Here is a 26,815-nt window from a genome sequence, read left to right on the forward strand (position 1 = left end):
CAGACTTGGAATTTTTTTATGGCAGGGCACAGATTCCCGGCCGGCGTAACGACAGGTATTGCTTTTCCCGGCGCAGAACAGCGGCTTTAGCGAAGTCCAGGTCGGCCAGGAGCAATTCTTCCCCTGTACCGGCCAGGGCAACGACGCTGCCATCCGGGCCGGCTACGAGACTTTCGCCGCAAAAGTCCATCATGCCTTCGCGGCCTGTGCGGTTAATCATAACTGTATAGAGGCTGTTTTGAAAGGCCGGAATGCGCATTTCCCATTGAAAGACATCACGAGGTTCACTCGTTTCGTTGGCTACAGCCGTAATGATGACGTCTGCCCCCTGCAGGGCCAGGGAACGGAAGCTTTCGGGATAATGACGGTCAAAACAAACGATGAGGCCTATGCGTCCGGCACTGGTGGGGGCGACGAGAAAACCGTCGTTTCCCGGCGTAAAGTAATCCTGCTCATAGAAATGAGGCGCCCGGACAATATGGTTTTTGGCTGCTGTAATGAGTATTTCCCCCGTTTCGTCGATGACCAGCATGTCTGAATAGATGTGCTGGTCTTTTTCTCTGAGGGCAAGAGAAAAGACGCCGATTATATGATGTTCCCGGCAGGCCTGGCAAAAACCCTGCACATACGGATGGGTACGGGAAATTGCAAAGTCGTCACTAGAAAGGCCGGCATATTGGGCAATGTACTGGCTGAGCTGACCTTCGGGAAAGCAGACGATATCCGCACCAGCTTTAGCGGCACGGCGGACATAGTCTAAGGATTTTTGATAACTATCTTCCTGGCTGGTACTCATAGCTATTTGGGCACAGGCAATACGGGTCATAAAAATCACTCCTCTGCAGGGGCAAGCTGTTCTTGCAAATATTGGAGAAATACACGGGTTACAGCCGACATGGCCTGTTCCCGCCTGACTGCTATCATACGCCGCGTTTCCAGTCCCGGACCAATAAGGGGGCAGCAGCAGATTTCTTCGGCCAACTGGTCCGGCCGGGCCGTACCGACGAAAACGGCGGCGGCTGTGCCGGACAGAGCCCAGCGTAACGGCAGGTAGCGCGAGGCAGAGACGAGGCGGATACGCGGTGTAAAGCCGGCACTTTGGCAGATGTCTATTATCTTCTGCTGGAAACCGCGGGAAATGGCCAGGGGAATATCTTCCAGGGCTGTTACTGGCAGGCTGCCTGCTTTGGCAGACAGGCCGGGCAGATCCTGGTGAAAGGCAATCATCAGCCGTTCATCCACCATGTAAGGCGCAGTAAAACGCGGCGGCAAGGGAGCGGCCCGGCGAATAATGGCCACTTCAATCCGTTCCTGGTCCAACAGGGTTAAGAGCTGATTTGAATTTTCTTCGCAAATATCAAAGTCAATGTGCGGATAGGCCTTGCCAAAGACCATGAGCAGGTCGGCTAATTCCGAATCGGGCCACGACGGTGTCAGGCCTAAATGGAGTGTACCGCGCGCGCCTTCAATACAGGCGTGGATTTCCTCCTGCGCTGCCTGTTCCATGAGGCACATGCGCTTGGCCCGCTCGTATAGAATATGACCGGCACTGGTCAGGGAAATGTGACGGGCACTACGCTTTACCAAGGCTGTGCCGTACGTTTCCTCTAAGGTCTTAAGCTGATGACTTAAGGCCGGCTGGGCAATACACAGTTCCCGGGCCGCGGCGGAAATCGTGCCGGCGTCGATGATTTTGACAAAATTACGATACGTTTCCAGGTTCATAGAAATCTCCTTTGTATATTTTGAAGAGAAATTTCTCTCTTTTGTGTTTTTACAGGAAACACTACGCGAGGCAACTACGTTGCGGAAAAAGATAAGCGGTTGAGCTTATTATACGCGTTATATTCTGTAAAATCCATATGAAGATAACCATAAAAAGCAGTAACAAAGAGGCCAAAGTATAAAAAATGACGATACTTCCTATGAAATTCTTGTATTTTTACTATGCCTGTTTTACGGCTATACTATGAGCAAAAGGAAAAACAAGAATACAAAAAGGTAAATTTGAGGAGGCGTAACGTATGATGGCACGGGAACATAAAGAGTTTGTGTTGGATCGTCATCTTTGTAAAGGTTGCGGTATTTGTACCGCCTTGTGTCCTAAATCCGTTCTGGATACGGATGAAGCTGGGAAGCCCGTTTTTGCACGGCCTGATGATTGCGTAAGCTGTATGTTGTGTGAACTGCGGTGTCCTGATTTTGCAATCAGAATGTTAGGAGGAAACTGAGATGGCAAAAAATATGAAATCATGACGGGCAATGAAGCGTGTACACGGGCAGCTCTGGCGGCAGGTATGCGGTTTTTTGCCGGGTATCCTATTACACCGGCTACGGAAATTGCCGAATTGGCATCGGAATTACTGCCCCAGGCAGGGGGGACGTACATGCAGATGGAAGATGAACTGGCGTCGATCGCTGCGGTTATCGGTGCCTCAGCGGCCGGCGTTAAGGCCATGACGGCTACGAGCGGTCCCGGTGTTTCCCTTATGCAGGAAAACCTGGGCTATGCCATTATGGCAGAGATTCCTTTGGTACTCGTCGACTGTATGCGTCAGGGCCCCTGCCAGGGTGTTGCTACCGTACCGGCCCAGGGCGATATCATGCAGGCCCGCTGGGGAACCAACGGGGACCATCCGATTATTGCCATTGCTCCCAATTCTGTAGGCGAAATGTACAGGGAAACGATTCGTGCCTTTAATTTGGCCGAAACGTACCGTAATCCCGTGTATATTCTCAGTGATGCCATGCTGGCCCATATGAGTGAACGCGTTCAGATTCCCGACCCGGCCACGTATGAAGTGGTAAGTCGCAAGCGTCCGTCGTGTCCGCCGTCTGAGTATAAGGCTTATGCTGATGATGGCACGGGCATTCCGGCTATGGCTTCCTTTGGTGACGGCTACCGCTGGTTTGTTACCGGCATGATTCACGATGATACGGGTTTCCCGGTGACCAATAATCCAGACCGGACGTCGTATCTTGTAAAACGGCTGCACAAAAAAATTGAAAACAATCTCTCCCGGATTGAACGATACGAAGAATATCGTACAGACGATGCGGACATTCTCCTTGTTTCTACAGGGATCGTTTCCCGTTCTGCCAAGGCTGCCATTGATGATATACGCAAGGAAGGTGTGAAGGCTGGTTTGTTCCGTCCCATTACGGTGTGGCCGTTCCCGGAAAAACGCCTGGCAGAGCTCTGCCAGGGCGCGCAGAAGGTCATTACATGTGAAATGAATGAAGGCCAGCTCTATCATATGGTGCGGGAAGCCGCAGGGAAAATACCTGTAGGCATGATCAATCAAAATAATGGCGTGATTTTATCGGCTGATACGATTCTGGCCGGTTTAAGGGAGGAACTCTAAATGGCACATGTCTATGACAGATATTTACGGCAAGATAAGCTGCCCCACATTTGGTGTAGCGGTTGTGGCAATGGGATTGTGACCAATGCGCTGATCCGGGCTGTTGACAAAGCGGGAATTGACCCGGATCAGGTCGTCGTTATCGCTGGTGTCGGCTGTTCCAGCCGGGCCAACGGGTACCTGAATTTTTGCGGTCTCCACACGAACCATGGCCGTCCCTTAGCCTATGCGACAGGCGTTAAAATGGCTAACCCCAAGCTGCACGTCATCGTCGTTACCGGTGATGGCGACTGCGCTTCCATCGGCGGCAACCACTTCATTCATGCCTGCCGTCGTAATCTCGATATTACGACGGTTATCTATAATAATGATAACTATGGTATGACCGGCGGCCAGTATTCGCCGACGACGCCAACGGGGGCCAAGTCGAAGACGACCATATACGGCAATATCGATGCGCCCTTTGACCTGTGCCAGCTGGCCCAGGCAGCCGGTGCCACCTATGTAGCCCGTTCAACCGTATACCACGTACAGATGCTGACAGATCAGATAACCAAAGGACTGCAGCATAAGGGCTTTTCCGTTATTGAAGCCATGAGCTCGTGCCCGACTCTGTTTGGCCGATTGAATAAGTTAGGCGGACCGGCAGAGATGCTGCAGCACTTTAAAGACCAGTCCATCATGCTGGCTCAGGCACAGAAGCTGCAACCGGAAGAAGTAGCGGGAAAACTGGTTCTCGGTACCTTCGTCAATCGTACCGACCGGCCGGAATATGCCACGCAGTATGAACAGCTGAAAGAAGCAGCAGAAAGGCAGGCAGACGTATGACACACGATCACTATGAAATGAGATTTGCCGGTTCCGGCGGCCAGGGCATGATGCTCATGGGCGATATTATGGCAGAAGCGGCCGGCGGCCTAGATGATAAGGAAATTGTCCTGACCCGTTCCTACGGGCCGGAAGCGCGGGGTGGTGCATGCCGTTCGGAATTGATTATTGACACCCGGCCGATTGATTATCCGACTGTGCGGCATCCGGATTTTGTCCTGGCCATGTCCCAGGAAGCAGCCGATACATACTGCAAGGATGTTTCCTCCCAAGGTATTTTCTTAGTCGATCCTGGTTTTGTGCATGACATACCGAAAACGAGCGGACAGGTATATGCCATTCCCTTGACAGAGCTGGCTGAAAGCGTGACGGGCAATACCCTGGCTGCTAATGTTGTAGCCATTGGAGCTATTGCAGCATTGACAAAGGTGGAAAGTTTATCTATTGTAAAGTCAGCAGTACTCGACCACTTTAAGCCAAAGCTGCGCCCGCTCAACGAAAAAGCCTATGACGCCGGCGTAGCTGCAGCCCAAGCGCTAATAAAATAAAGAGATGAGGGATTCATATGATCGACATTGCAGCGCGTATACGTAATCAGAACTACCTGTCAAAGGTTATGACACCGGAAGAAGCCGCCATGCTTATTCATCCAGGCGATGTAGTTGCCGTTTCGGGTTTTACACCGGCAGGGTATCCTAAAGAAGTGCCCCTGGCCCTAGCTAAACGGATGGAAAAGGAGCCCTTTCAAATCACCTTGTATGCCGGCACCTCTTTAGGCGATGAAGTCGACGGTGCCTTAGCCAGGGTCCACGGTATTTCCCGGCGCCTGGCCTATCAGACGAATAAGGATTTACGCCGCCAGGTTAACGATGGCAGCGTAGCCTATGCAGACTATCATGTCAGCGTCTTTGCCCAGCTGATCCGCCAGAATTTCATCCGCCGGCCCGACGTAGTGATTGTAGAAGCCGTCGCCATTACGGAAGAGGGCAACCTCATTCCGGCTACGTCTATCGGCACGACGCCAGCCATGATTGCCGCCTGTAATAAGGTGATTGTAGAGCTGAACGTGACCCAGCCGCTCAGCCTGGAAGGCATGCACGATGTCTACGAAGTAGCCAATCCGCCGGCACGCGAACCCATTCCCATTTGCCATGCAGGCGACCGTATTGGCAAAACGTGGATTACCTGCGGCTGGGACAAAATAGCCGCTATCGTAGGCAGTGATATTCCCGATGCGCCCCGTTCTTTCAAACCGGTAGACGAAAATGGCCAGCGCATGGGCGATCACCTCCTGGCGTTCTTCCGTGAAGAAGTACGGCACGGACGCTTGCCAAAGAATCTGCTGCCACTCCAATCCGGCGTCGGTTCTGTTGCCAATGCGGTCATTCAGGGACTTATACAAAGTGAATTTGAACATCTCTCTATTTATACAGAAGTGCTCCAGGACGGTATGCTGAAACTGATCGATTCCGGCAAGGCCGATGCCGTTTCAACAGCGTCTATTTCCGCTTCACCGGCAGGGCTCAAGCATTTTTATGACCACATCGATACGTATCGCAAGAAAATTATCATCCGGCCGCAGGAAATCTCTAATAATCCAGAAGTGATCCGCCGTCTCGGTGTTATTTCTATGAATACAGCTGTAGAATTTGATATCTATGGGCACGTCAACTCGACGCACCTGTATGGTACGCGTATGATGAATGGTATCGGCGGCTCCGGGGATTATGCCCGGGCCGGGTACCTGACCATCTTCTTTACCAGTTCGACCGCCAAAGACGGTGCTATCAGCGCTGTCGTTCCCATGTGCTCTCACGTAGATCATCCGGAACACGATGTGGATATTCTCTGTACGGAACAAGGACTGGCCGATCTACGGGGGCTGTCGCCGGTAGAACGGGCCCGTACGATTATTGCCAACTGTGCCCATCCGGATTATAAGGACCAGCTGACAGAGTACCTTGACCGGGCGATTGCAGCGACACAGGGCGATCATGAACCGCACATCCTTGCAGAAGCTTTGTCGTGGCACGAACGGTTTAAAAAAACAGGCAGTATGAAAATATAAAAAAAGGAAAGGAAAACAGGGGATGAGAAAAGTGTCTCTTGTCCCCTGTCTTCTGATTTTTTATACAAGCAATCGTCAGGTTGTATTTTTTATGCCTAAAAAACGTATATTAATAATTACAAATGCATAAAAATTAAATAAAAATAATGGGAGGCGCTACAAAATGACTATGTATATGGCAAGTCCTGCACGGGAAGGAAAAAAATTAAATGATGTTATTTTTCAGGCCGGGGCCAAGGTACAGGCTGCGATCGCTGCGTATGGAAAAGAACGGGTTGTCAATGGCACGCTGGGAGCTTTTGCCGATGATGAAGGAAACGTTGCCTGTATACCGACTGTAGAAACACTCTTCCGCTCTATGGAGATGCGTGACTTTATTTGTTATGCACCTCCCGTCGGCCTGCCGGCATATAGAGATGCTGTCTTGAAAGCAGCCTTTGCAGACCAAAGACCGGATGCCTATGTGGCAGCTGTGGCTTCAGCTGGTGGCACCGGTGCCGTTCATATGGCTATTGCAAATTATTCTGACGTCGGCGATTATGTACTGACGACAGATTGGCGCTGGGATGCGTATGGTGCCTTGTGTTCAGAAATCGGACGAAACCTGACGACGTTTCCTCTCTTTGACGATACACGTCATTTCCATATAGCCGCTTTGGAAGAAAAGGTAAGGGAACTTTGTCAGCATCAGGATTCCCTCTTGCTCATCTTAAATACACCGGCCCACAATCCGACCGGTTTTGGCCTTTCTGAAGCGGATTGGGATGCCGTACTGGCTATTGCCTGCAAGGAAGCCGGCCAGGGCAAGCGGATCAGCATTCTCGTTGATATTGCATATATCGATTATGCCGGTGAAAAAAATGACGTACGCCGGTTTATGAAAAAATTTTCTTCCCTGCCGGATAAGGTCTTTGTTATGCTGGCGTTTAGCATGTCTAAAGGATATACCATGTATGGCCAGCGGGCCGGGGCCTTAGTGGGAATCTCAGCGAATACGTCCGTCATCGATGAATTTAACGATGTCGTCTTGTATTCGGCCCGGGCTGCCTGGTCGAATATCAACCGTGGCGCCATGACGTTATTGACGACGATCCAAAATGATGCGGCCTTATGCCGGCAGTTTGAGGCAGAACGCCATGCCTTCTATGAAACAATCCGTCGCCGCGCAGCTGTCTTTATGACCGAGGCTAAAGAATGCCAATTGGCTGCCTTGCCGTATCAGTCAGGCTTCTTCATTTCGATTCCGGCTAAAAATTCAGCGCTCGTATGTGATAAGCTGGCTGACTCATTGATCTTTGCCGGCCCTCTGGCCATGGGTGTGCGCTTTGCCGTGTGCTCTGTATCGGAACGTAAAATGAAAGGCGTCGCAAGTGCGATGAAACAAGCGTTTATCGCGGCCGGTGAGTGACCGAATCGTATAGGGAAGGGAGGGCTTCAGATGGTTAGCTTTGTTATGAGTGATATAGGGATGCTTTTGCTTGTCATCTTCGTTATCGGTGTAGCCGGTTACCTTATCGGTCATGTCACCGTCAATGGAGTCAATTTGGGAACGGTAGGCGTCTTCGTAGCAGCCTTGGTGGCAGGTCACTTTGGTGTAGACATACCCAGCGGGATTACGAACGTAGGCCTCATTATCTTTATTGTCGGTGTCGGCCTTAGTGCGGGCCCCAGCTTTATTGCCAGTCTCAGAAAAAACGGCATTAAATATTCGTGTCTTTGCTTGCTGACTATTGGTGCCGGTGCGGCCGTCTGTGCGCTTATTGTAGCCGTGTTTGGCGTGCGGCCGGAATTGACTGTCGGCATGATGAGCGGTGCCTTTACGACGACACCGGGCATGTCGGCAGCCAGGGAAGTCGTGGCCGCCAGTAGCGATGCCGTGACCTATGTCGTTACGGGGTATGGAATCATTTACCCCTTGGCAGCCTTGTTTAAAGTCCTGTTCATGCAGGTTTACCCGAAAGTCGTTCATGCGGATATGGCCTATGAACGGAGCTTGATACAGATAAAGTCGCCGGCTACTCCGTCGGAACTGGCTAAGAAGGTAAAACGGGTATTGCAGGTCGACCCACAAGGTATTTTTTGCTTGTCTGCTGCATCTGTTGTCGGTGTCGTTGTCGGCGCCTTTACGATTCCCTTACCCCATGGTGCGCAGTTTGCCTTGGGAATCACAGGCGGTCCGCTCATCGTGTCACTTCTTATGGGGCATTTTGGGCATCTTGGCCCCTTTGATATGCATGTAAGTAAAAGTATTTTAGATCCGATTAAAGAAATTGGCCTGTTTCTGTTTTACGTCGGCGTCGGTACACAAGGAGGCCATAGTATGGTCCGGATCATCATGGAAAATGGAATGACACTGGTACTTATTGGTATGCTTCTTGTCGTGATTCCCATGATTTTTGGGGCTCTCTTTGGCACACGTATTTTGCGGCTGCCCTTGTTGAATTGCCTGGCCTGCAATGCTGCCAGCATGACCTTTACGCCGGCTATGGCGGCACTGGCAGAAAAGTCCCAGTGTGACGACGTAGCTGCCGCCTATGCTTCAACGTATCCGTTAGCCCTGTTGACACTCGTTTTGACGTGTCAGCTATTGGTAACGATACTTTGAATATACTTCAAACACACTCTCTGCAACAAAACACACACGTGCTGCCCATGGTGGCACGTGTGTGTTTAATTATAAAATAAAAATAAACAGCATATACTAATAAAACGAATTCAAATAGAAAAATAAATATTGTCATATACATGCGCCTGATACTAGTCTATTTTTCAAATATCATGTACAATGGAAGAGTATGAAAAACGTGCATGATACATCGAATACAACGAAACGATACCAGAGAAAAAGGGTGATACAGGATGACGGAAAATTATCAGGGATACTCAGATCAGTATATCAGGTATTTGGAGCTCTTAGCGAAGGAATATCCGACGCAGGCAGCGACGTTTACGGAAATCATTAACCTGCAGGCTATCGTTAACTTGCCTAAGGGGACGGAACATTTTATGAGCGACCTTCATGGGGAATACGATGCCTTTTATCATATTTTGAATAATTGCTCCGGCGTTATCCGGGAAAAAGTAGAAATGCTATTCAACCATTCTATGACGCAGGAAGAGCAGGATAATTTCCTGACCCTCATTTATTATCCTAAGGAAAAGCTGGACCTCATGAGCCGGAAAGGGGAACTGAACGATAAGTGGGCCCGCAAGACCCTGCATCAGCTGATCCGCCTGGCCAAGCTGTTGTCGTCCAAGTATACCCGTTCGAAGGTGCGTAAAGCTATGCCGCAGGTCTTCCGCTTCGTCATCGATGAATTGCTCCATGCCCAGGTCGATGAAGATAAAAACCGTTCGGTATACCATTCCAAGATTTTGGATACCATGTTGGAAACAGGCAGTACGCGCCAGTTTATCTACGCACTGACAGCCCTGATTAAACGGCTGGCTGTAGACCATTTACATATTATTGGTGATATTTACGACCGCGGCCCTCATGCCGATAAGATTATGGATAACCTCATGCAGCACCATTCCCTCGATATTCAATGGGGCAACCATGATATCCTCTGGATGGGTGCTGCAGCGGGCAGCCCGGCGTGCATTGCAAACGTGCTGCGCAACAATGTGCGCTACCATAATATGGAAATCCTGGAAAGCGGCTATGGTATTAGTCTGCGGCCACTGGCCTTGTTTGCCCTGAAGAATTATACCCATGATGACGGTATCGATCCTATGGTCAAGGCGATTAATGCCATGCTGTTCAAATTGGAAGGGCAGGTCATTTTCCGCCACCCGGAATACAATATGGACGATCGCCTCTTATTCCACAAAATCGATTTGACAACGGGGACAGTGACCCTCGATTCCGGTACGTATGAATTGACGACGACGGATTTTCCGACCTTTAATCCGGCCGATCCCTACACGCTTTCGCCGGAAGAACACTGCATCATGACGGAGCTTCAAAATGAATTTATGCAGAGCGAACGGCTGCAAAAGCATATGCGCTTCCTCTACAGCCATGGCTCCATGTACCGCTGCTTCAATAACAATCTCCTTTTCCACGGCAGCCTGCCGCTCAATGACGATGGCAGCTTTAAGGAAATCTATTTTGACGGCCGTCCCTACAAAGGCCGGGCCTTTATGGATCATGCCGATCACGTAGCCCGTCAGGCCTTCCTCAAACGGGACACGGAAAGCCTCGACTATATGTGGTATATGTGGGGCGGTCCTGATTCGCCCGTTTCCGGCCGCGTCGTAAAGACCTTTGAACGCAGCTATATTGCCGATCAAAGCACGTGGAAAGAACCGGAAAATGCCTATTTCCATCTCAATCGCGATAAGGATGAATGCGTCAAAATCCTGCATGAATTCGGCATCGATTCGCCGCAGGGCCACATCATTAATGGCCATACACCGGTCAAAGTAAAGAAAGGCGAAAGCCCTATTCGTGCAGAAGGCAAGGAAATCTGCATCGATGGCGGTTTTTGCAAAGCCTATCAGAATTCTACCGGTATTGCCGGCTATACGCTTATCTTCAATTCCCACGGTATACGCATTAAATCGCACTATCCCTTCAAGGATGTAGACCAGGTGCTGCGGACCAATGCCGATATGGAGTCGGACTCCATGCAGGTCGAACTGGAACCTAAGCGCGTCATGATCGGTGATACAGATAATGGCAAAAAGATTTTGCAGATGATCGATGACTTAAAAGCCCTGCTGCAGGCCTACAGAGATGGCATCATTATGGAACGAAAAGAAGCCAATTAAGCAGATAAAACCAAAGAAAGCCCGCCCGTTTGGGGCGGGCTTTCTTTGGTTTCTCCCAGAAGCAGCCGCTGCGGATCCGGCGTCCGGACGCAGACAAAAAAGAAGCTGCACGAAAAGGATGACTCCTTTTCGTACAGCTTCTTTTTATATTATGAGGTGGTTAGGTATTAGAATACACCTTGCTGCAACATAGCATCAGCAACACGTTCGAAACCGGCGATGTTAGCGCCTGCTACGAGGTTGTAGCCTAAGCCGTTCCGTTCTGCAGCGTCAACGGAGTTCTGATAAATCGTGTTCATGATTTCATGGAGACGATCGTCAACTTCTTTTTCTGTCCAAACGAGGCGTTCGCTGTTCTGGCTCATTTCCAGAGCGGATACGGATACGCCGCCGGCGTTAACAGCCTTGGACGGAGCAACAACCATGTTCGGCTGAGCCATTAAGAATTTCAGAGCATCGTTCGTTGTCGGCATGTTGGCAACTTCGATGTAGTAGCGGATGCCGTTAGCAACAATCTGTTCTGCTTCTTTCATATGAACGTCGTTCTGCATAGCCGACGGCATGATGATATCGGCTTTTACGCCCCACGGTTTTTCACCGGCATGGAATTCGACGCCAAATTTATCAGCATAATCTTTTACGACGTTGCGGCCGCTGGCACGCATTTCGAGGAGGTAGTTAATCTTTTCTTCTGTCGTAACGCCATCGGGATCATAGATGTAGCCATCCGGACCGGACAGGGTAACAACTTTAGCGCCTAATTCAGCAGCTTTCTTGCAGATGCCCCAGCAAACGTTACCGAAACCGGCAGCGGCGATGGTTTTACCTTTAATATCTTCGCCATCATGTTTGAGGACGTTTTCCAGATAATATACAGCACCATAGCCTGTAGCTTCCGGACGGATACGGGAACCGCCATAGCTGAAGCCTTTGCCTGTGAGGACGCCATTTTCGAAAACGCCTTTCAGACGACGATATTCGCCAAAGAGGTACCCGATTTCACGGCCACCAACGCCCATATCACCAGCAGGAACGTCGATATCAGGACCAATGTAGCGATACAGAGCCTGCATGAAGCTCTGGCAGAAACGCATTACTTCTGCATCGGATTTGCCAGCCGGATCAAAGTCAGAACCGCCTTTAGCACCGCCGATAGGAAGACCCGTCAGGGAGTTTTTGAAGATCTGTTCAAAGCCCAGGAATTTGATGATGCCGGGGTATACGTTCTTCTGGAAACGGAGACCGCCTTTATATGGCCCAATAGCGCCATTGAACTGGCAACGATAGCCTGTATTCGTATGGAATTTGCCGTTGTCATCTTCCCAAACAACGCGGAATGTAAACATGCGTTCCGGTTCAACGATACGATTTAAAAGGTCGTATTTTTCATATTCAGGATGACGTTCTACTAACGGTTCCAGCGAAGATAATACTTCTTCTACGGTCTGGACGAATTCCGGTTCGTTAGCGTGTTTTACTTTTACATTTTCAATTACTGATGCGAGATACTGGTTCATAAATAATCACCTCATTTAAAATAATTTGGACTTAATAGGTTACCTCGAACTTCTCTCTACGGCCTTATCATAACACTTTTTCTTTTTTTTGCAAATACCGCAATGTGAAAATAAATTACGTAAAATGAATGATAAATTAATAATTTAAAATAAATTCAATAAGAGTAATGAAATATGATGATATTTTTTGAAAAAATAAAAACAAGTACTGACATATACCTTAAAATTATTTTTTACATGATTTATGTGAATATATAGGGAGCGTGTTATGTTACTTTGCTATAAATAGCAATAGTGTATGTTACTGCCTCTTTTTTTGAAATAAATAGAGGTATAATATAAATAAAACATTATATAGTAAAAAATATTAGAAACACGAATTGTAATAGCGCGAGAACGATTGCAGATCACGACAGGGAAACGTAAATTCCCTGGGACAGGAAAATAGAACGGGTGTTACCAAAGGGGAACTCTATGGTATAATACAAAGTGAGTATACTAAGGAGTGGTAACGATGAATACTGACAGTAACCGCAAGGCAGCTTGCTATTTTTCCCTAAATGATCGATTGACAGAGCGGGTGTCCCTGATTCATCGTGAATATACAGACGAAGTGCAGGCTCATTTTCAGGGCCTGTTTCCAGCACGACAGTGCGTAATTATACAAGATGAATCCGATTGTCCCTTACCGGTCGATTTGGCAGTGATGTACCCTACAGAGGAGGAGCCCTTTTATTTGGTCTACACACTGGGCATGAGCGCGGCGCCTATGAAGTATCCTGCCAGTCCGGAAATGCCCGAAGGCCGGGAATCCTACGGGGAACTGTGCATCATGTTGCCGGCCGACTGGCCTATAGAAAAAAATGGACAGATAGACGTGTCGGCCCAGCACAACTGGCCACTGGCTATGCTGCGTTCGCTGGCTAAGTTTCCTCATGTACACCAATTGTGGATGTCCTATGGCTTTGTTCTGCCCAATTCGGAAAATGGAGAAACCTTTGCTCCGGATACGGAACTGAGCGGTGTCCTGATCGTGCAGTTTGAAGGAGAGCTCGGTGAGTTGCACATGGCCGACGGGGCTGTCGTGCAGATATTGATGCCAGTTCTGTTGTATAAAGATGAACTGGATTTGTATGATGAAATTGGGCCGGATACGCTTTTGGATCATATCTTGGATTGTACAGATGGCTCCTTTATGCTTAACGTAAAACGGCCTGATACGGCAACATTGACAGGATTTTAATCTACGAGAGGAGTGGATCTCTGTGGTCTCCAGCGATGGCATTATTGTGCCAAAGACACCTGCTGAAGCATACAGCGCCTATAAGACAGTCAACTCAGCTGTTTTAGTGGCAGGCTCTCAATCATTAAAGCGTCAGCAGGCACATTATACCTTAGCAATAGATTTGAAGCATGCAGGCTTGAATTATATAGAAGACAGAGGCGATGAGATTGCCATTGGCGCCATGACGACCATGGCCGAGTTAGAAACGTCGCCTTTATTGCGTACCCTGGCAGGCGGAGTTATTCCAGCCAGCCTGAAAGAGTGGAACGATACGGAATTAAAACGCCAGGCTACTATAGGCGGCCTGTTAGCGTCCAAACCGCATTTTTCTGTGTTGATTCCCCTGTTGCTCTCTCTATGACCGTCGACGTCGTCCTGCAAGATAAGGGGCGCATGGGACTTAACGATTATTTATATTGTCCGCCTATGGGGGAAATGATTACGGAAGTGGTCATTGCCCGGGAATTTATTTATACGGCCTATACGGCCTGCCGTACGCAGCCGGGCCAGATCCCTCATTTAGTAGGTGCCGTATCCCTGCAGGAGGAACGCTGGAAGATCGTCATCGGCGGTCGCCCGGGCCTGGCCATGCTTGCAGAAAATGCCAGCGCCGAACTGACGGAAAAGGGACTGGCAGCCCGGGAAAATGTAGCCCACATGGTCAGTGAAGAACTGGAATTTGGCAACTATGGTACGTGCTCCGAAAGTGAGCGACGCCAGCTGACAATCGACATGGTACGCAGCCTGATTAAAAAGGCCTGGAAGGGCTATAGCCGGCAGAACAGCCAAGTGACAAAGAAATAGTACGACAGATAAAGGCAAGGATGTATTCAGAAAGGAAACAGCAAGGGTGAAACTAAAATTATTGACCGGTGTACTGGCTATTTTCTTTCTGGCCTGTGCAGCCTGGTTCTTTTCGACCCGTCAAGATACCACGGCCCCTTCAGGAAATGCCGAAGCGCGGACTGTTGTCCAGGTCAAGGAAGCCGCTGTGGCCTGGCTGGGTGATGATTTTTCTTTGCCTGATAAGGCGAATGAACGGCCTGTTTATGATGCGTATACATTGGAGCAGCGCCGGCATAAAGGGCTGCCCGTAACGTACGCCGGTACGCGTCCCTATTGGTATGGCGATCATGTGGCATATCTTACCTTTGATGATGGACCTAGCGATAAAAACACGGAGGCTATTCTTAAAGTCTTGCAGGATGAGCATATTCATGCAACGTTTTTTCTAACGGGGAAAAATGTAGAGCGCTACCCGGAAGTGGTCAAGGCCATTTATGCATCGGGCAATGCCATTGGCATTCATTCGTACAGCCATGTATACGATAGGATTTATGCTTCACCGGCAGCCTATATGAAGGAAGTAAACCAAACGGCAGACCTCATTTATCAGGTGATCCACGCCCGTCCCATCATCAGCCGGGCTCCGGGCGGTACGGCTGGCCATTTTACGCGGCCTTTTTGGGATGCCTTGCGAGCTCAGGGGTATATTGAAGTGGGCTGGAATGCGCTGACTGGTGATGCTGATGGAACCGGAAAGACGGCGGCAAAGTCCGTCGAAAATCTCAAAAAACAGCTGCAGCAGCGGCCATATTTGCAAAGCCATTTAGTCATTCTCATGCATGATGGTGCCGGCCATGAAGCGACAGTAAAGGCGTTGCCGCAAATTATCAAATTGTTAAAGGAACAAGGCTATACCTTCCGCGTGGTCACGACGGCGATTCCACCATGCTGGTAAGGACAGTAAGGACACACCAAAGTCCGTTCAGGTGCACCGCTATGGAAAACCTGGAGGATTTTGGTGTGTTTTTTAATTTTTCCTTGACAAATGGCGGGCAAAAACTTATAATGAATAAAAATTCAATAAAATATTATTAAAAAACAGCCATTTCTTTTTATTGCGAGGTGCACATATGAAAACAAAGGTCTTTATTGATGGACATTCAGGAACTACAGGATTACGGATTTATGAACGGCTGGCTGAGCGACAGGATATAGAAGTTCTGCAGATTTCTGAAGCCTTGCGTAAGGAACCGGCAGAAGTAAAGAAATACATGGCTGCTGCTGACATTGCCTTTCTCTGCCTGCCTGATCAGGCGGCGATGGAAGCGGTCAGTCTGGCGGCAGAAACAAAAGTGCGCATCATTGATACGTCAACGGCCCATCGGACCGCACCGGGCTGGGTCTATGGCTTTCCCGAACTGTCCCGGACACAGGCACAGCGCATTGCCCAAAGCGACCGCGTAGGCAACCCCGGCTGCCACGCCAGCGGCGTCATTGCCGGCGTACAGCCTTTGACGGCAGCCGGGCTTTTGCCGGCTGCGTATCCTCTGGCTTGTTTTTCCCTGACCGGCTATAGCGGCGGCGGTAAGAAGATGATCAGCCAGTATGAAACAGCCAAAACAGACGACCTCCTGGCGCCAAGGCAATACGGACTGGGGCAGACACATAAGCACTTAAAGGAAATCGTCGCTGTTTGCGGCTTGAGCCAAAAGCCTATTTTCTCTCCCATTGTAGACGATTACTATTGCGGGATGGAAGTGACAGTACCGCTTTTTACCGCTCTCCTCAAGGGGAAGCCGACATTACAAACGGTGTGGGAGACACTGGCTGCCCACTATGAAGGCTGCGCGTTCGTCCACGTCCGCCCCCTGGGAGAAGATAAGGGCGGTTTCCTGGCTGCCAACGATATGAGCGGCCGTGACGATTTGGAAATTTTTGTTACCGGCAACGATGAACGCGTACTCGTTACGTCGGTCTTTGATAACCTGGGGAAAGGCGCTTCCGGCGCAGCTATCCAGAACATGAATATTATGCTGGGCCTCGATCCTAAGACAGGCCTGAACGTTGGCGAATAAAGGAGAAAGCTATGGCAAATGTTTCATTTACTGATCACGATATACAGGCAGTAAGCAATGCGCAAAAAGCACGGATCCTGCGGGATGCCCTGCCGTACATTAAGGAATATAACGGCAAAGTCGTCGTCGTCAAATACGGCGGCAATGCCATGATTAATGAAGATCTGAAAAAGGCCGTCCTGGCAGACATTGTCCTGCTCAACCTGATTGGCGTAAAAGTGGTTTTCGTCCACGGTGGCGGTCCGCACATTAAGGAAGTCTTAGCGGAAATTGGCGTGGAATCCAAATTCATCAACGGTCTGCGCGTAACCGATGAAAAGACGATGAAGGTAGTGCAGATGGTATTGGCCGGCCAGGTAAACAAGGACCTGGTCAATCTCTTAGGCGATTTGGGCGGCAAAGCCATTGGCCTTTGCGGTATTGACGGCCAGATGATACAGGTGGAACAGCAGGATAAGGAATTGGGCCTCGTAGGCAAGATTACCAAAATCGACACGGCCCTTATCGAAGACAGCCTGGCCAATGGATATATTCCCGTTATTTCCTCGGTCGGCACAGATGGCCACGGCCAGTCCTATAATATCAATGCCGATACGGCAGCAGCAGAAATTGCCGGGGCGCTCCAGGCAGAATGTATGATTTCCATGACTAATATTGACGGTGTTCTGCGCGATCCGGCTGATCCGTCGACGCTGTTCCATTGCCTGACCATGGCTCAGGTGGAGAGCCTGACAGAAGAAGGTATTATTGCCGGCGGCATGATTCCCAAGGTAAGCTGCTGTACTGATGCTATCAAAGCCGGTGTTAAACGTGTTTTCATTATTAACGGTACAGTGCCGCATGCTATTTTGATTGAAATGCTGACCGAAGAAGGGTTAGGTACCATGTTTGTAGAAGCCTGAAATGAAGGCTGCAGGGAAAGGGGCATATACGATGCATAACGAATTTGAACAAATGGATAAAGAATATATTGTCAACGTCTATAACCGGCTGGATGCCGTCCTCGATCATGGCAAGGGATCTGTCTTGTACGATGTAGACGGCAAAGAATATATCGACCTCAGTGCCGGTATTGCCGTCAATATCTTTGGCGTCTGCGACGACGTCTGGCAGCAGGCCGTCATTGCCCAGCTGGGCAAGCTGAGCCACATTTCGAATGTCTTTTATACGGAACCGCAGATTATCCTGGCGAAGAAGCTGTGCGAAAAGACAGGCATGAAAAAGGTCTTTTTCTCCAATTCCGGTGCGGAAGCCAACGAATGTGCTATCAAGGCGGCCCGCAAATATTCCCACGATAAATACGGCGACGGCCGCTACACCATTATTACCCTGAAAAACAGCTTCCACGGCCGTACCATTGCGACCCTCACGGCGTGTGGCCAGGATTCGCTCCACCAGGACTTCGGTCCCTTTGTAGACGGCTTCGTCTATGCCGATGCCGATAATTTCGACTCTGTAAAAAAATTGGCCGAAGAAAATAACGTCTGCGCTATCATGATGGAACTGGTACAAGGAGAAGGCGGCGTTCACCCCTTGGATCCTGCCTTTGTCCACGCTGTAGCAGACTATGCCAAAGCCCACGACATCCTCGTTGTCATCGATGAAGTACAGACGGGTAACGGCCGGACCGGTGCCCTCTATGCTTATATGAAATACGGCATCGAACCGGATATCGTCACGACGGCTAAGGCCATTGGCGGCGGCCTGCCCTTTGCTGTAACCATGTTCGCCGATTCGTGCCAGCATACGCTGACGGACCATACCCATGGCTCGACCTTTGGCGGTAACCCTATCTGCGCTGCCGGGGCCATTTCCATCGTCGACCGTCTCGATGACCAGCTCATGGCAGAGGTTACCAAGAAGGGCGAATACATCAAGCAGGAACTGGAAAGCTGCCAGAACGTCGAATGGGTATCGGGCCTGGGCCTCATGCTGGGTGTCAAATTGAAAAAAGACCTGGCCGAAGTCGTGAATGGCTGCGTCGACGCCGGCGTGCTCGTTCTCACGGCCAATGGCCTCCTGCGGCTCCTGCCGCCCCTTAATATCCCCATGGATGTCCTGCAAAAGGGCATTGAAAAGGTAAAGGCTGTCATTGATAAATAATAACGAAAAGGGCTTTCCTGTACTGCAGGAAAGCCCTTTTGTTGCAACTGAAGGAACTGTAGTTACCGCGTTAAACGATTGTGTTGAAAAAATCGCAAAATTTCCTTGACAAGCCTCGTGCCAGGGGTATACAATGACCACAACGAAAATTTAAAGTACATGGTTGCAAAGGGTGATTGTCATGAAAACGTCTATGTTACGTCAGACAATTGAATACGTCTTTACTTATTTTAGCTGGGGCTATCTCTATTTTAGCGCTGGCTATTTTTGCTACGACAAATTCAATAAGACAAACACAGACATGAGAGACAAGGCAGCCTTGTCATTGCTTGCTTCAGGGATATAAGGGCCCAAAAGCAGCGCGCAGCTACAATAAGAGCGTAAAAGCAGACTCATGTGAGTCTGCTTTTTTTATTATCAGAAAGCGAGGGGCTTTACTATGATTATCGTTTTAAAACCAGGTGCCACAAAGGAACAATCCGATGCGTTAATAAAGGTAATACGGGCCAGAGGCTTGCAGATTGACGTCAGTAAAGGGGCCAGCAAGACGGTCTTAGGCCTCGTAGGCAATACGAGTGTCCTCGATATGGAACAGCTCCAGGGCTATGAATGTGTCGACCAGGTCATTCGCGTCGATGTACCGTATAAGCGGGCCAGCCGGGCTTTTCATCCGCAAGATTCTGTCATTTCTGTCGGTAAGGGCGTCAGCGTAGGCGGGAAAAAACTGGCTGTCATTGCCGGCCCGTGTTCCATCGAAACGCCGGAACAAATCGAAGGCGTAGCCAAGTCCGTCGCTGCCGCCGGTGCGTCTATGCTGCGGGGCGGGGCCTTTAAACCGCGGACGTCGCCGTATTCCTTCCAAGGACTGAAGGATAAAGGTCTCGACATGCTGTGTGCCGCCGGTAAAAAGGCAGATCTTCCCGTCGTAACGGAAATCATGTCGGCAGATAAGCTGCTGCTCTTCCTGAGTGATGATGTAGATGTCATTCAAATCGGTGCCCGCAATATGCAAAACTTTGATCTTCTCAAAGCCGTAGGCAAGACGAACAAGACGGTCCTCTTAAAACGGGGCCTGAGCGCTACTATCGAAGAATGGCTCATGTCGGCAGAATACATCATGGCCGAAGGCAATCACAACGTTATTCTCTGTGAACGGGGCATCCGGACCTTTGAAACGTACACGCGCAATACCTTGGATTTAAGCGCTGTCCTGGCTGTCAAGCGGCAGAGCCATTTGCCTATTATCGTCGACCCCAGTCACGCGACGGGGAAACGCTGGATGGTAGCTGATCTGGCCCGGGCGGCTGTAGCAGCCGGCGCAGACGGCTTAATGATTGAAGTACATAATGATCCGGACAACGCCTGGTGTGACGGCGCCCAGTCGATTACACCGGCCATGTTCGCAGAGCTCATGGATTCGCTGCGACAGCTGGCACCGATTGTCGGACGGGAAATATAAGGAAAACAGGGGGAATTGATAGTAATGACAGACGGTGGCTTTTGTACGAATCAGACAGTAGCAATTATAGGCTTAGGTTTAATCGGCGGCTCCTATGCCAAAGGCTTACATAACCTGGGTGTACGTCATATTATAGCCGTAGATCCGGATACGGCAGCCTTAGAACAGGCAAAACGGGATGGCGTCATAGAGGCTGCCTACACGTGCGGCAACGAAGCACTCCGGCAGGCGGATCTGGTGATCTTCTGTATGGCTTCCCAGATTATGATCCGCTTTTTGGCCGATAACCGGCATCATTTCAAGCGCGGGGCCTTATTGACCGATGTAGCCGGCATTAAGGGCCATACAGCAGAGACGATTGCGGCCTTGCTGCCAGATGGCGTCTCCTTCGTGCCGGGCCATCCTATGGCCGGCCGGGAAGGCCAAGGCTATGGCATGGCCAGTGCCGATATTTTTCGGGATGCCAATTATATACTTGTACCGATGCCGCAAAACGAAACTGCGCAAATCGACGCCGTTGCGGCCATGGCAAAAGCCCTTGGCTGTGCCCATGTAGTCCGCGTGACGCCGGAAGAACACGACCGGCTCATTGCCTATACGAGCTCCCTGCCGCACGTGCTGGCTACGTCCCTCGTAAACAGCGAGGCCATGACCAGCATGACCAAATATTTCATTGCCGGCAGTTTTCGCGATGGCTCACGCGTAGCCGATATCAATGCCCCCTTATGGACCAACCTGTTTTTGGCCAATAAAGAAAATCTTTTGTATGAAATAGACCGCTTCAGCACGGCCCTGCAACAGTTTGCCACACTCTTACAAGAAGAAAACCGCACCGGCATTTGTGACTTTTTGCAACAGGCCGCTGTACGGAGAAGGGAACTGATCCATGAAACACATACACGTTGAGTTAGGAAAAGATTCATATGACATTCACGTCGGCAACGGTCTCTTAGACCGGGCTGGCGATTATATCCGCAGTCTTACCCATACCCGTAATATTGCCGTTATCAGCGACTCCCACGTAGATGGTCTCTACGGCCGGCGCCTGGAAGATTCCCTGGCGGCTGCCAATTTTACGGTACACCGTATCGTCTTTCCGGCAGGCGAAAAGAATAAATCCGCCGCCTCTTTATTGGAATTATATCGTCAATTGTCAGAAGCGGGCATTACCCGAATGGATTACGTCGTCGCCTTTGGCGGTGGCGTAACCGGCGACCTCGGTGGTTTTGCTGCGGCGACCTTTTTGCGGGGCCTGCCCTTCGTACAGATTCCGACGAGTATCCTCGCCCAGGTGGACAGCAGCGTCGGTGGCAAGGTAGGCATTGACCTGCCGAGCGGCAAAAACCAGGCCGGCAGCTTTTGCCAGCCTCAGGGCGTACTGATTGACCCGCAGCTCTTGCGGACATTGCCGCCGCGCTACGTACACGATGGCTTGGGTGAAGTGATTAAGTACGGCTGCATTACCGATTTGCAATTATTTGAACTGCTTGAAGCCGTAGATGAAGAATCGATCTTTTCTCACTGGGAAGAAATCATTGAACGCTGCTGTTCCTGTAAGGCCCGCCTCGTTGAACGGGACGTTCTCGATTTGGGAGAACGCATGGTGCTGAACTTTGGTCATACTATTGGCCACGCTATTGAACGGTATTACGACTACGGCGTCTATACCCACGGGGAAGCTGTCGCTGCGGGTATGTCCATGCTCACGGGTATGACCGAAGAAATGGGCCTGACTCAGGCCGGGACGACGGCGCGCTTACGCCACCTGCTGCAGCGGTACGGCCTGCCGCAGGACGTCGATGCCACCGCGGCAGAGCTGCTGCCTTTTATCAGCAATGATAAGAAAATGCGGGGTCAGCACATGACTCTCGTAATTCTAAAGGAAATCGGCAAGGCCCGGTTGTTGCCGCTCGATGCATCGGAGCTGCCAAAATTCATACGAAAGAAGGGGGCAAAATGAATATACGTATTACACCGCAGTTTTTGCGGGGAACGGTTGTTACGCCTTCCTCTAAAAGTATCGGTCACCGCGACCTGATTTGCGCAGCCCTGGCGGCAGGAGAGAGCGTCGTAGATAATATCTCTGTATCCCAGGATATAGAAGCTACGTGCCGCATCCTACGGTCCTTTGGTGCAGCTATTGAAGAAGTTTCTTCAGAATACCCGCACCGCAGTGCGTATCGCGTTCGCGGCGGCCTTAGAAAGCAGGCACTCCCCTTTGTCGCTGATGCAGGCGAATCGGGGTCGACCTTGCGCTTTCTCATACCGGCTGCCCTCTTGAGCGGCAATACGGTTACCTTTACAGGCCATGGACGGCTCGTATCACGGCCTCTCGATCCCTATTACCGGCTCTTTGATGAACGGGGCATTGCCTATGAAACGACTAAGGGCCAGCTGCCGCTGACCGTAAAAGGACAATTAGAACCCGGTAATTATGCGTTGCCCGGTGACGTGAGCTCCCAGTTTTTCACGGGCCTGCTCATGACATTGCCTCTCCTTTCCGGTGATTCCCTGGTAAAGAGTACGACGCCTCTTGAATCGGCAAGTTACGTCGATATGACCATTGACTGCTTGCGGCAGCATGGTGTGGAAATCGAGAAGGAATGGAATGGCTCTTACCATATTCCAGGCGGACAAGCGTACCGCAGCGGTCACTATGTCGTCGAAGGGGATTACTCCCAGGCAGCCTTTTGGCTGGCTGCGGGAACGCTGGGTAAGGCTGTCTGCTGTACAGGCCTGCGGCCTGATTCGGTGCAAGGCGATAAAGTAATCGTTTCCTTCATCCGGCAAATGGGCGGGCAAGTTGAAGGGAAAACAGAATTAACAGCCTGCCCGTCTGACCTGGAAGGTTGTGTGCTCGATGTAGAAGATTGTCCCGATCTGGTTCCTATTCTGGCCGTGCTCGCTACCTGTGGCCATGGCGTGACCCGCATCATCCGTGCCGGCCGTGTACGGCTGAAGGAATGCGACCGGCTCCACGCTATTGCAACGGAACTCAACGCCCTCGGGGCAGATATAGAAGAAGAACCGGAAGGCCTGCTTATTCACGGTGTCGGCAGCCTGCACGGCGGCCGCGTCAGCTCCTGGAACGATCATCGCATTGCTATGGCCCTGGCCATTGCTTCGCTCCGCTGCAGTGAACCTGTCGTCATCGAAGGCGCTGAATGTGTACGCAAATCGTATCCGGAATTTTGGCAGGACTTTGCATCTTTAGGCGGTGCGTGTCACGAGGAGGAATGACCGATGAATACCTTTGGAGAAACGATTACCTTAACCATCTTTGGGGAATCCCACGGGGCCTCAATCGGCGCTGTCCTGGACGGCCTGCCGCCGGGAGCAGCCCTTGACTGGGACGCCGTACGGGCAGAGATGGCCCGGCGGGCACCGGGAAAAAATGATATGTCGACAGCCCGCGTAGAAAAGGACGCCTTTGAAATTCAGAGCGGTTTTTTCCAGGGCCATACGACAGGGACTCCGTTATGTGCTATTATCCGCAATGGTGATCAGCGCTCGAAGGATTATGATCAGCTGCGCCATGTCATGCGGCCGGGCCACGCCGATTATTCCGGTAAAATACGCTATCATGGCTTTAACGATTACCGGGGCGGCGGTCACTTTTCCGGCCGTCTTACAGCCCCGCTGGTCTTTGCCGGTGCCGTAGCGTCACAAATCTTGCAGGGCTTTGGTGTCACCGTTGGCGCTCATATCCGCCGCCTGTCTGACGTGGAAGACAGGCCTTTCCGGGAAACGGGCGAACCGGCAGCAACCCTCGCGGCCTTAAAGAAGCAGACCCTGCCGGTCCTCAATGCCGGTACGGCAGCCATGATGGAAAGCCGTATTCTGAAGGCCAAGGAAGAGCTGAACTCCCTGGGCGGTATTATTGAATGCATGGCCCTGGGCCTGCCGGCAGGACTGGGCGATCCCTTTTTCGATTCCGTAGAAAGCCAGTTGAGCCATATGCTCTTTTCTATTCCGGCTGTAAAAGGGGTAGAATTTGGCAGCGGCTTTAGCCTGGCCGGCTGGAAAGGATCAGAGGCCAATGATGCCTTTTATTATGACGACGACGGCTCCGTCAAGACCAAGACCAACCATAATGGCGGTATCAACGGCGGCATAACGAACGGCATGCCTGTCGTCTTCCGCCTGGTCGTAAAACCGACGGCCTCCATCAGCCTGCCCCAGGAAACGATCGATACGGATACAGAGAAAAATTGTGAGCTCTCGATTACAGGCCGCCACGATCCGTGCATTGTCCAGCGGGCTGTACCAGTCGTAGAAGCGGCTACAGCCTGGACCTTGCTCGACATCCTGCTCAGCGCAAAGGGGAGGTAGGCCCTATGATACATGCACCGGAAGAGCCCATGCGTATTGCCTGCTTTGGCCAGGCCGGCTCGTATACGTATGAAGCTATGCAAGACTATTTTAAAGGCCAGGCCATTACACCGGTCTATGCTTCTCATTTTGAAGATGTCATTGAAGCAGTCATGACGCGGGAGGTACGTTACGGTGTCGTGCCTATAGAAAATTCTTCCACCGGCGGTATTACGGAAGTATACGATCTCATTCATCAGTTTGACTGCCACGTCGTCGGCGAAAAATACGTCAGAGTAGAGCATAATCTCCTGGGCTTGCCGGGAACTGCTCTTGGGGAGATACGGGAGGTCTATTCCCATCCTCAGGGCCTCGACCAATGCCGGGGCTATCTGAAACGGCACGACGACTGGGTACTGCATCCGTACTTCAGTACGTCCCAGAGTGCGGCTAAGGTACAGGAAACGGGAGATCCTCATTTGGCAGCTATTGCCAATAAGACGGCAGCCGGCCTGTACGGCCTGGAGGTCCTCGTACCCCATATTAACGATAATACGACGAATTATACGCGCTTCTTTATCCTGGCAGCCCAGCCGGAGGAACGGGAAACAGCCGATAAGATTACGCTGGTCCTTACGGTACGGCATGAACCGGGAGCGCTCTATCACGTACTGGGCTATTTCTTTTATAATTCCATGAATATGACGCACTTGGAATCACGGCCCATGAAAGGCCGGCCTTTTGAATATTTCTTTCACATCGATGTCATGGGCAGCCTAAAAGATCCTGTGACCTATCATGTGTTACACAATTTGAAAGACCACTGCAATTATTTTAAAATTTTAGGTAACTACATTGCTGATGCGAGGAGGGAATGCACATGAAATTAGGAGTTATCGGGGCAAAACTGGGCCATACGGCCTCCCCGGCGATACACAACAAACTGTTCCGTATGCTGCAGGTAGAGGGACAGCATGATTATGGCGTTCTCGAAATGGATCGCAACGATATACCCAACGAATTACAGCGCCTGCGTGATGAAGGCTACACCGGTGCGAATGTTACTATCCCGTACAAATTGGACGTCATGCCCTTTTTGACCGATATTTCCCGGGAAGCGCGGACTATTGGCGCCGTCAATACGATTCATTTTACACCGGAAGGTTCCTTTGGGTACAACACGGATTACTGCGGGTTCGGCCGTTCTCTCCAGCATGCAGGCATTGAAGTAGAAAATAAAACCTGCGTTGTCCTCGGCTCTGGCGGGGGTGCCCGGGCGATTATCCAATACTTGTCCGACAGGAATGCAAAACAGATTACGGTTATTTCCCGGAATCCCCATACGAAAACCGATTTCGACCGCTTTACCGGCAATTTGGGCATCGATACGATCAGCTATGAAGCCTTTGCCCGCTCGCACGGCGGCGATGTACTGGTCAATTGTACGCCTGTAGGTATGTTCCCTGATGTCAACGGCTGTCCTGTGGCAGAAGCGAGCATTGCCCAATTCCCGTCGGTTGTCGACATCGTCTATAATCCTAAAGATACGCAGATACTGCAAATCGCCCGGCGCCACGGCGCACGTACGTTAAATGGCATGTACATGCTCGTGGCCCAGGCGATTGGCTCAGAAGAAATATGGATGCACCGTGATATTGCGTCACAGGTCATTGAAGAGATTGCAAAGGAGATGGAATCGTATTATGAACAATAAACAAAACATCATCATCATCGGTATGCCCGGTAGTGGCAAGACAACCTTTGGCCAGGCCCTGGCAAAACGGCTGGGTCGTGAATTTTTTGACGCCGATGCGGTCATCGTAGAACAAGAAGGCAAGACGATTCCTGAACTCTTTGCCGTCAGTGAAGATTGTTTCCGTGACGCTGAAGTCCGGGCCAGCCAGACCCTGGCTGATAAGGAAGGTATTGTCGTGGCCTGTGGTGGCGGTGTCATCAAGCGGCAGGAAAATATAGATATTTTCAAAAAGACGGGTACGGTGTTCTTCCTGGACCGTTCGCCTGACGACATTGTCAGCGATGTCGATGTATCGACGCGGCCTTTATTGAAGGACGGCAAGCAGAAGGTATATGACCTCTACGACGAGCGGATTGCCTTATACCGTAACGCCGCCGATCACCGCGTGGCCAATAATAAACATATCGATGAAGTACTGGCTGATTTTATTGCACTCGTCAATAGCTTGGATTAAGCCTGCAGGCTCCTGGCAAAGGCTGTTACAGC

Annotated in this window: 26 protein-coding genes; 23 read left to right on the top strand and 3 right to left on the bottom strand. The window is 50.6% G+C overall.

Annotation, left to right across the window (positions count from 1 at the left end; all coding sequences use genetic code 11):
- Positions 1-16: 16 nt before the first annotated feature.
- On the bottom strand, positions 17-826 hold the full coding sequence (locus PGX44_RS02000) for a carbon-nitrogen hydrolase family protein (protein WP_498854051.1): 810 nt from the start codon (positions 824-826) through the stop codon (positions 17-19).
- Positions 827-831: 5 nt separating this feature from the next.
- Positions 832-1,725, bottom strand: a complete 894-nt coding sequence (locus tag PGX44_RS02005) for a LysR family transcriptional regulator (protein ID WP_498854052.1) — start codon at positions 1,723-1,725, stop codon at positions 832-834.
- A gap of 299 nt (positions 1,726-2,024) precedes the next feature.
- Here PGX44_RS02005 and PGX44_RS02010 point away from each other — a divergent pair, with 299 nt between their 5' ends.
- The 8 genes from PGX44_RS02010 to PGX44_RS02045 all read left to right on the top strand — a co-directional run bounded on the left by PGX44_RS02010 (position 2,025) and on the right by PGX44_RS02045 (position 11,037).
- On the top strand, positions 2,025-2,231 hold the full coding sequence (locus PGX44_RS02010; protein WP_498854053.1) for a 4Fe-4S dicluster domain-containing protein: 207 nt from the start codon (positions 2,025-2,027) through the stop codon (positions 2,229-2,231).
- Between the two features lie 18 nt (positions 2,232-2,249).
- Complete coding sequence (locus tag PGX44_RS02015; RefSeq protein ID WP_498854096.1) at positions 2,250-3,365, top strand: 2-oxoacid:acceptor oxidoreductase subunit alpha; 1,116 nt, start codon at positions 2,250-2,252, stop codon at positions 3,363-3,365.
- A complete protein-coding gene (locus PGX44_RS02020; protein WP_498854054.1) occupies positions 3,366-4,193 on the top strand; it encodes a 2-oxoacid:ferredoxin oxidoreductase subunit beta in 828 nt (275 codons plus the stop codon).
- Entirely contained in the window at positions 4,190-4,741 is a 552-nt protein-coding gene (locus PGX44_RS02025) for a 2-oxoacid:acceptor oxidoreductase family protein (protein ID WP_186502796.1), read from the top strand. Before PGX44_RS02020 ends, PGX44_RS02025 begins: the two co-directional genes overlap by 4 nt.
- A 17-nt stretch (positions 4,742-4,758) precedes the next feature.
- Positions 4,759-6,261 carry a succinyl-CoA:acetate CoA-transferase ScpC gene (gene scpC / locus PGX44_RS02030; RefSeq protein WP_498854055.1) on the top strand — a complete coding sequence of 501 codons (1,503 nt, stop codon included), beginning with the start codon at positions 4,759-4,761 and terminating at the stop codon, positions 6,259-6,261.
- Positions 6,262-6,424: 163 nt separating this feature from the next.
- Entirely contained in the window at positions 6,425-7,669 is a 1,245-nt protein-coding gene (locus tag PGX44_RS02035; RefSeq protein ID WP_498854056.1) for a pyridoxal phosphate-dependent aminotransferase, read from the top strand.
- A 30-nt stretch (positions 7,670-7,699) separates the two neighbouring features.
- Positions 7,700-8,866 (top strand): aspartate-alanine antiporter-like transporter, encoded by a 1,167-nt coding sequence (locus PGX44_RS02040; RefSeq protein WP_498854057.1) that lies wholly within the window; start codon positions 7,700-7,702, stop codon positions 8,864-8,866.
- Positions 8,867-9,120: 254 nt separating this feature from the next.
- Positions 9,121-11,037 (top strand): fructose-1,6-bisphosphatase, encoded by a 1,917-nt coding sequence (locus tag PGX44_RS02045; protein ID WP_498854058.1) that lies wholly within the window; start codon positions 9,121-9,123, stop codon positions 11,035-11,037.
- 167 nt (positions 11,038-11,204) lie between these two features.
- Here the strand turns inward: PGX44_RS02045 and gdhA are convergent, their stop codons facing one another.
- Positions 11,205-12,554, bottom strand: coding sequence for an NADP-specific glutamate dehydrogenase (gene gdhA, locus PGX44_RS02050; RefSeq protein ID WP_186502801.1), 1,350 nt, complete (start codon positions 12,552-12,554; stop codon positions 11,205-11,207).
- 514 nt (positions 12,555-13,068) lie between these two features.
- On the opposite strand from gdhA, the gene PGX44_RS02055 reads away from it, so the two are divergent.
- From PGX44_RS02055 to PGX44_RS02125, 15 genes are all read left to right on the top strand, one after another.
- Positions 13,069-13,797: a suppressor of fused domain protein gene (locus tag PGX44_RS02055; protein ID WP_498854059.1), complete on the top strand. Its 729-nt coding sequence runs from the start codon at positions 13,069-13,071 to the stop codon at positions 13,795-13,797.
- Between the two features lie 22 nt (positions 13,798-13,819).
- Positions 13,820-14,200, top strand: a complete 381-nt coding sequence (locus PGX44_RS02060) for an FAD binding domain-containing protein (protein ID WP_498854060.1) — start codon at positions 13,820-13,822, stop codon at positions 14,198-14,200.
- Positions 14,197-14,643: a hypothetical protein gene (locus PGX44_RS02065; RefSeq protein WP_498854061.1), complete on the top strand. Its 447-nt coding sequence runs from the start codon at positions 14,197-14,199 to the stop codon at positions 14,641-14,643. Before PGX44_RS02060 ends, PGX44_RS02065 begins: the two co-directional genes overlap by 4 nt.
- A 46-nt stretch (positions 14,644-14,689) precedes the next feature.
- Positions 14,690-15,580 (top strand): polysaccharide deacetylase family protein, encoded by an 891-nt coding sequence (locus PGX44_RS02070; RefSeq protein ID WP_498854062.1) that lies wholly within the window; start codon positions 14,690-14,692, stop codon positions 15,578-15,580.
- Between the two features lie 175 nt (positions 15,581-15,755).
- Positions 15,756-16,700, top strand: coding sequence for an N-acetyl-gamma-glutamyl-phosphate reductase (gene argC, locus PGX44_RS02075; RefSeq protein ID WP_498854063.1), 945 nt, complete (start codon positions 15,756-15,758; stop codon positions 16,698-16,700).
- Positions 16,701-16,741: 41 nt separating this feature from the next.
- On the top strand, positions 16,742-17,602 hold the full coding sequence (gene argB, locus PGX44_RS02080) for an acetylglutamate kinase (RefSeq protein WP_186502816.1): 861 nt from the start codon (positions 16,742-16,744) through the stop codon (positions 17,600-17,602).
- Between the two features lie 31 nt (positions 17,603-17,633).
- Positions 17,634-18,803 carry an acetylornithine transaminase gene (locus PGX44_RS02085; protein WP_498854064.1) on the top strand — a complete coding sequence of 390 codons (1,170 nt, stop codon included), beginning with the start codon at positions 17,634-17,636 and terminating at the stop codon, positions 18,801-18,803.
- Between the two features lie 439 nt (positions 18,804-19,242).
- Positions 19,243-20,262, top strand: coding sequence for a 3-deoxy-7-phosphoheptulonate synthase (aroF, locus tag PGX44_RS02090; protein ID WP_498854065.1), 1,020 nt, complete (start codon positions 19,243-19,245; stop codon positions 20,260-20,262).
- 24 nt (positions 20,263-20,286) lie between these two features.
- The gene (locus PGX44_RS02095) at positions 20,287-21,168 is read left to right on the top strand and encodes a prephenate dehydrogenase (protein WP_498854097.1); all 882 of its coding nucleotides are present in this window, start codon (positions 20,287-20,289) and stop codon (positions 21,166-21,168) included.
- A complete protein-coding gene (gene aroB / locus PGX44_RS02100) occupies positions 21,149-22,222 on the top strand; it encodes a 3-dehydroquinate synthase (protein WP_498854066.1) in 1,074 nt (357 codons plus the stop codon). The genes PGX44_RS02095 and aroB overlap by 20 nt, the downstream gene beginning before the upstream one ends.
- Positions 22,219-23,502, top strand: a complete 1,284-nt coding sequence (gene aroA, locus PGX44_RS02105) for a 3-phosphoshikimate 1-carboxyvinyltransferase (protein ID WP_498854067.1) — start codon at positions 22,219-22,221, stop codon at positions 23,500-23,502. Before aroB ends, aroA begins: the two co-directional genes overlap by 4 nt.
- 3 nt (positions 23,503-23,505) lie before the next feature.
- A complete protein-coding gene (gene aroC / locus PGX44_RS02110; protein WP_498854068.1) occupies positions 23,506-24,594 on the top strand; it encodes a chorismate synthase in 1,089 nt (362 codons plus the stop codon).
- A 5-nt stretch (positions 24,595-24,599) separates the two neighbouring features.
- On the top strand, positions 24,600-25,457 hold the full coding sequence (gene pheA / locus PGX44_RS02115; RefSeq protein ID WP_498854069.1) for a prephenate dehydratase: 858 nt from the start codon (positions 24,600-24,602) through the stop codon (positions 25,455-25,457).
- Positions 25,454-26,287, top strand: coding sequence for a shikimate dehydrogenase family protein (locus PGX44_RS02120; protein ID WP_186504508.1), 834 nt, complete (start codon positions 25,454-25,456; stop codon positions 26,285-26,287). The genes pheA and PGX44_RS02120 overlap by 4 nt, the downstream gene beginning before the upstream one ends.
- Positions 26,277-26,783 (top strand): shikimate kinase, encoded by a 507-nt coding sequence (locus PGX44_RS02125; protein WP_186504507.1) that lies wholly within the window; start codon positions 26,277-26,279, stop codon positions 26,781-26,783. Before PGX44_RS02120 ends, PGX44_RS02125 begins: the two co-directional genes overlap by 11 nt.
- Positions 26,784-26,815 lie beyond the last annotated feature (32 nt).

Origin of the sequence: Caecibacter sp. AF58-12pH5A (assembly GCF_027681725.1) — a bacterium.
Taxonomy (GTDB): domain Bacteria; phylum Bacillota; class Negativicutes; order Veillonellales; family Megasphaeraceae; genus Megasphaera; species Megasphaera hominis.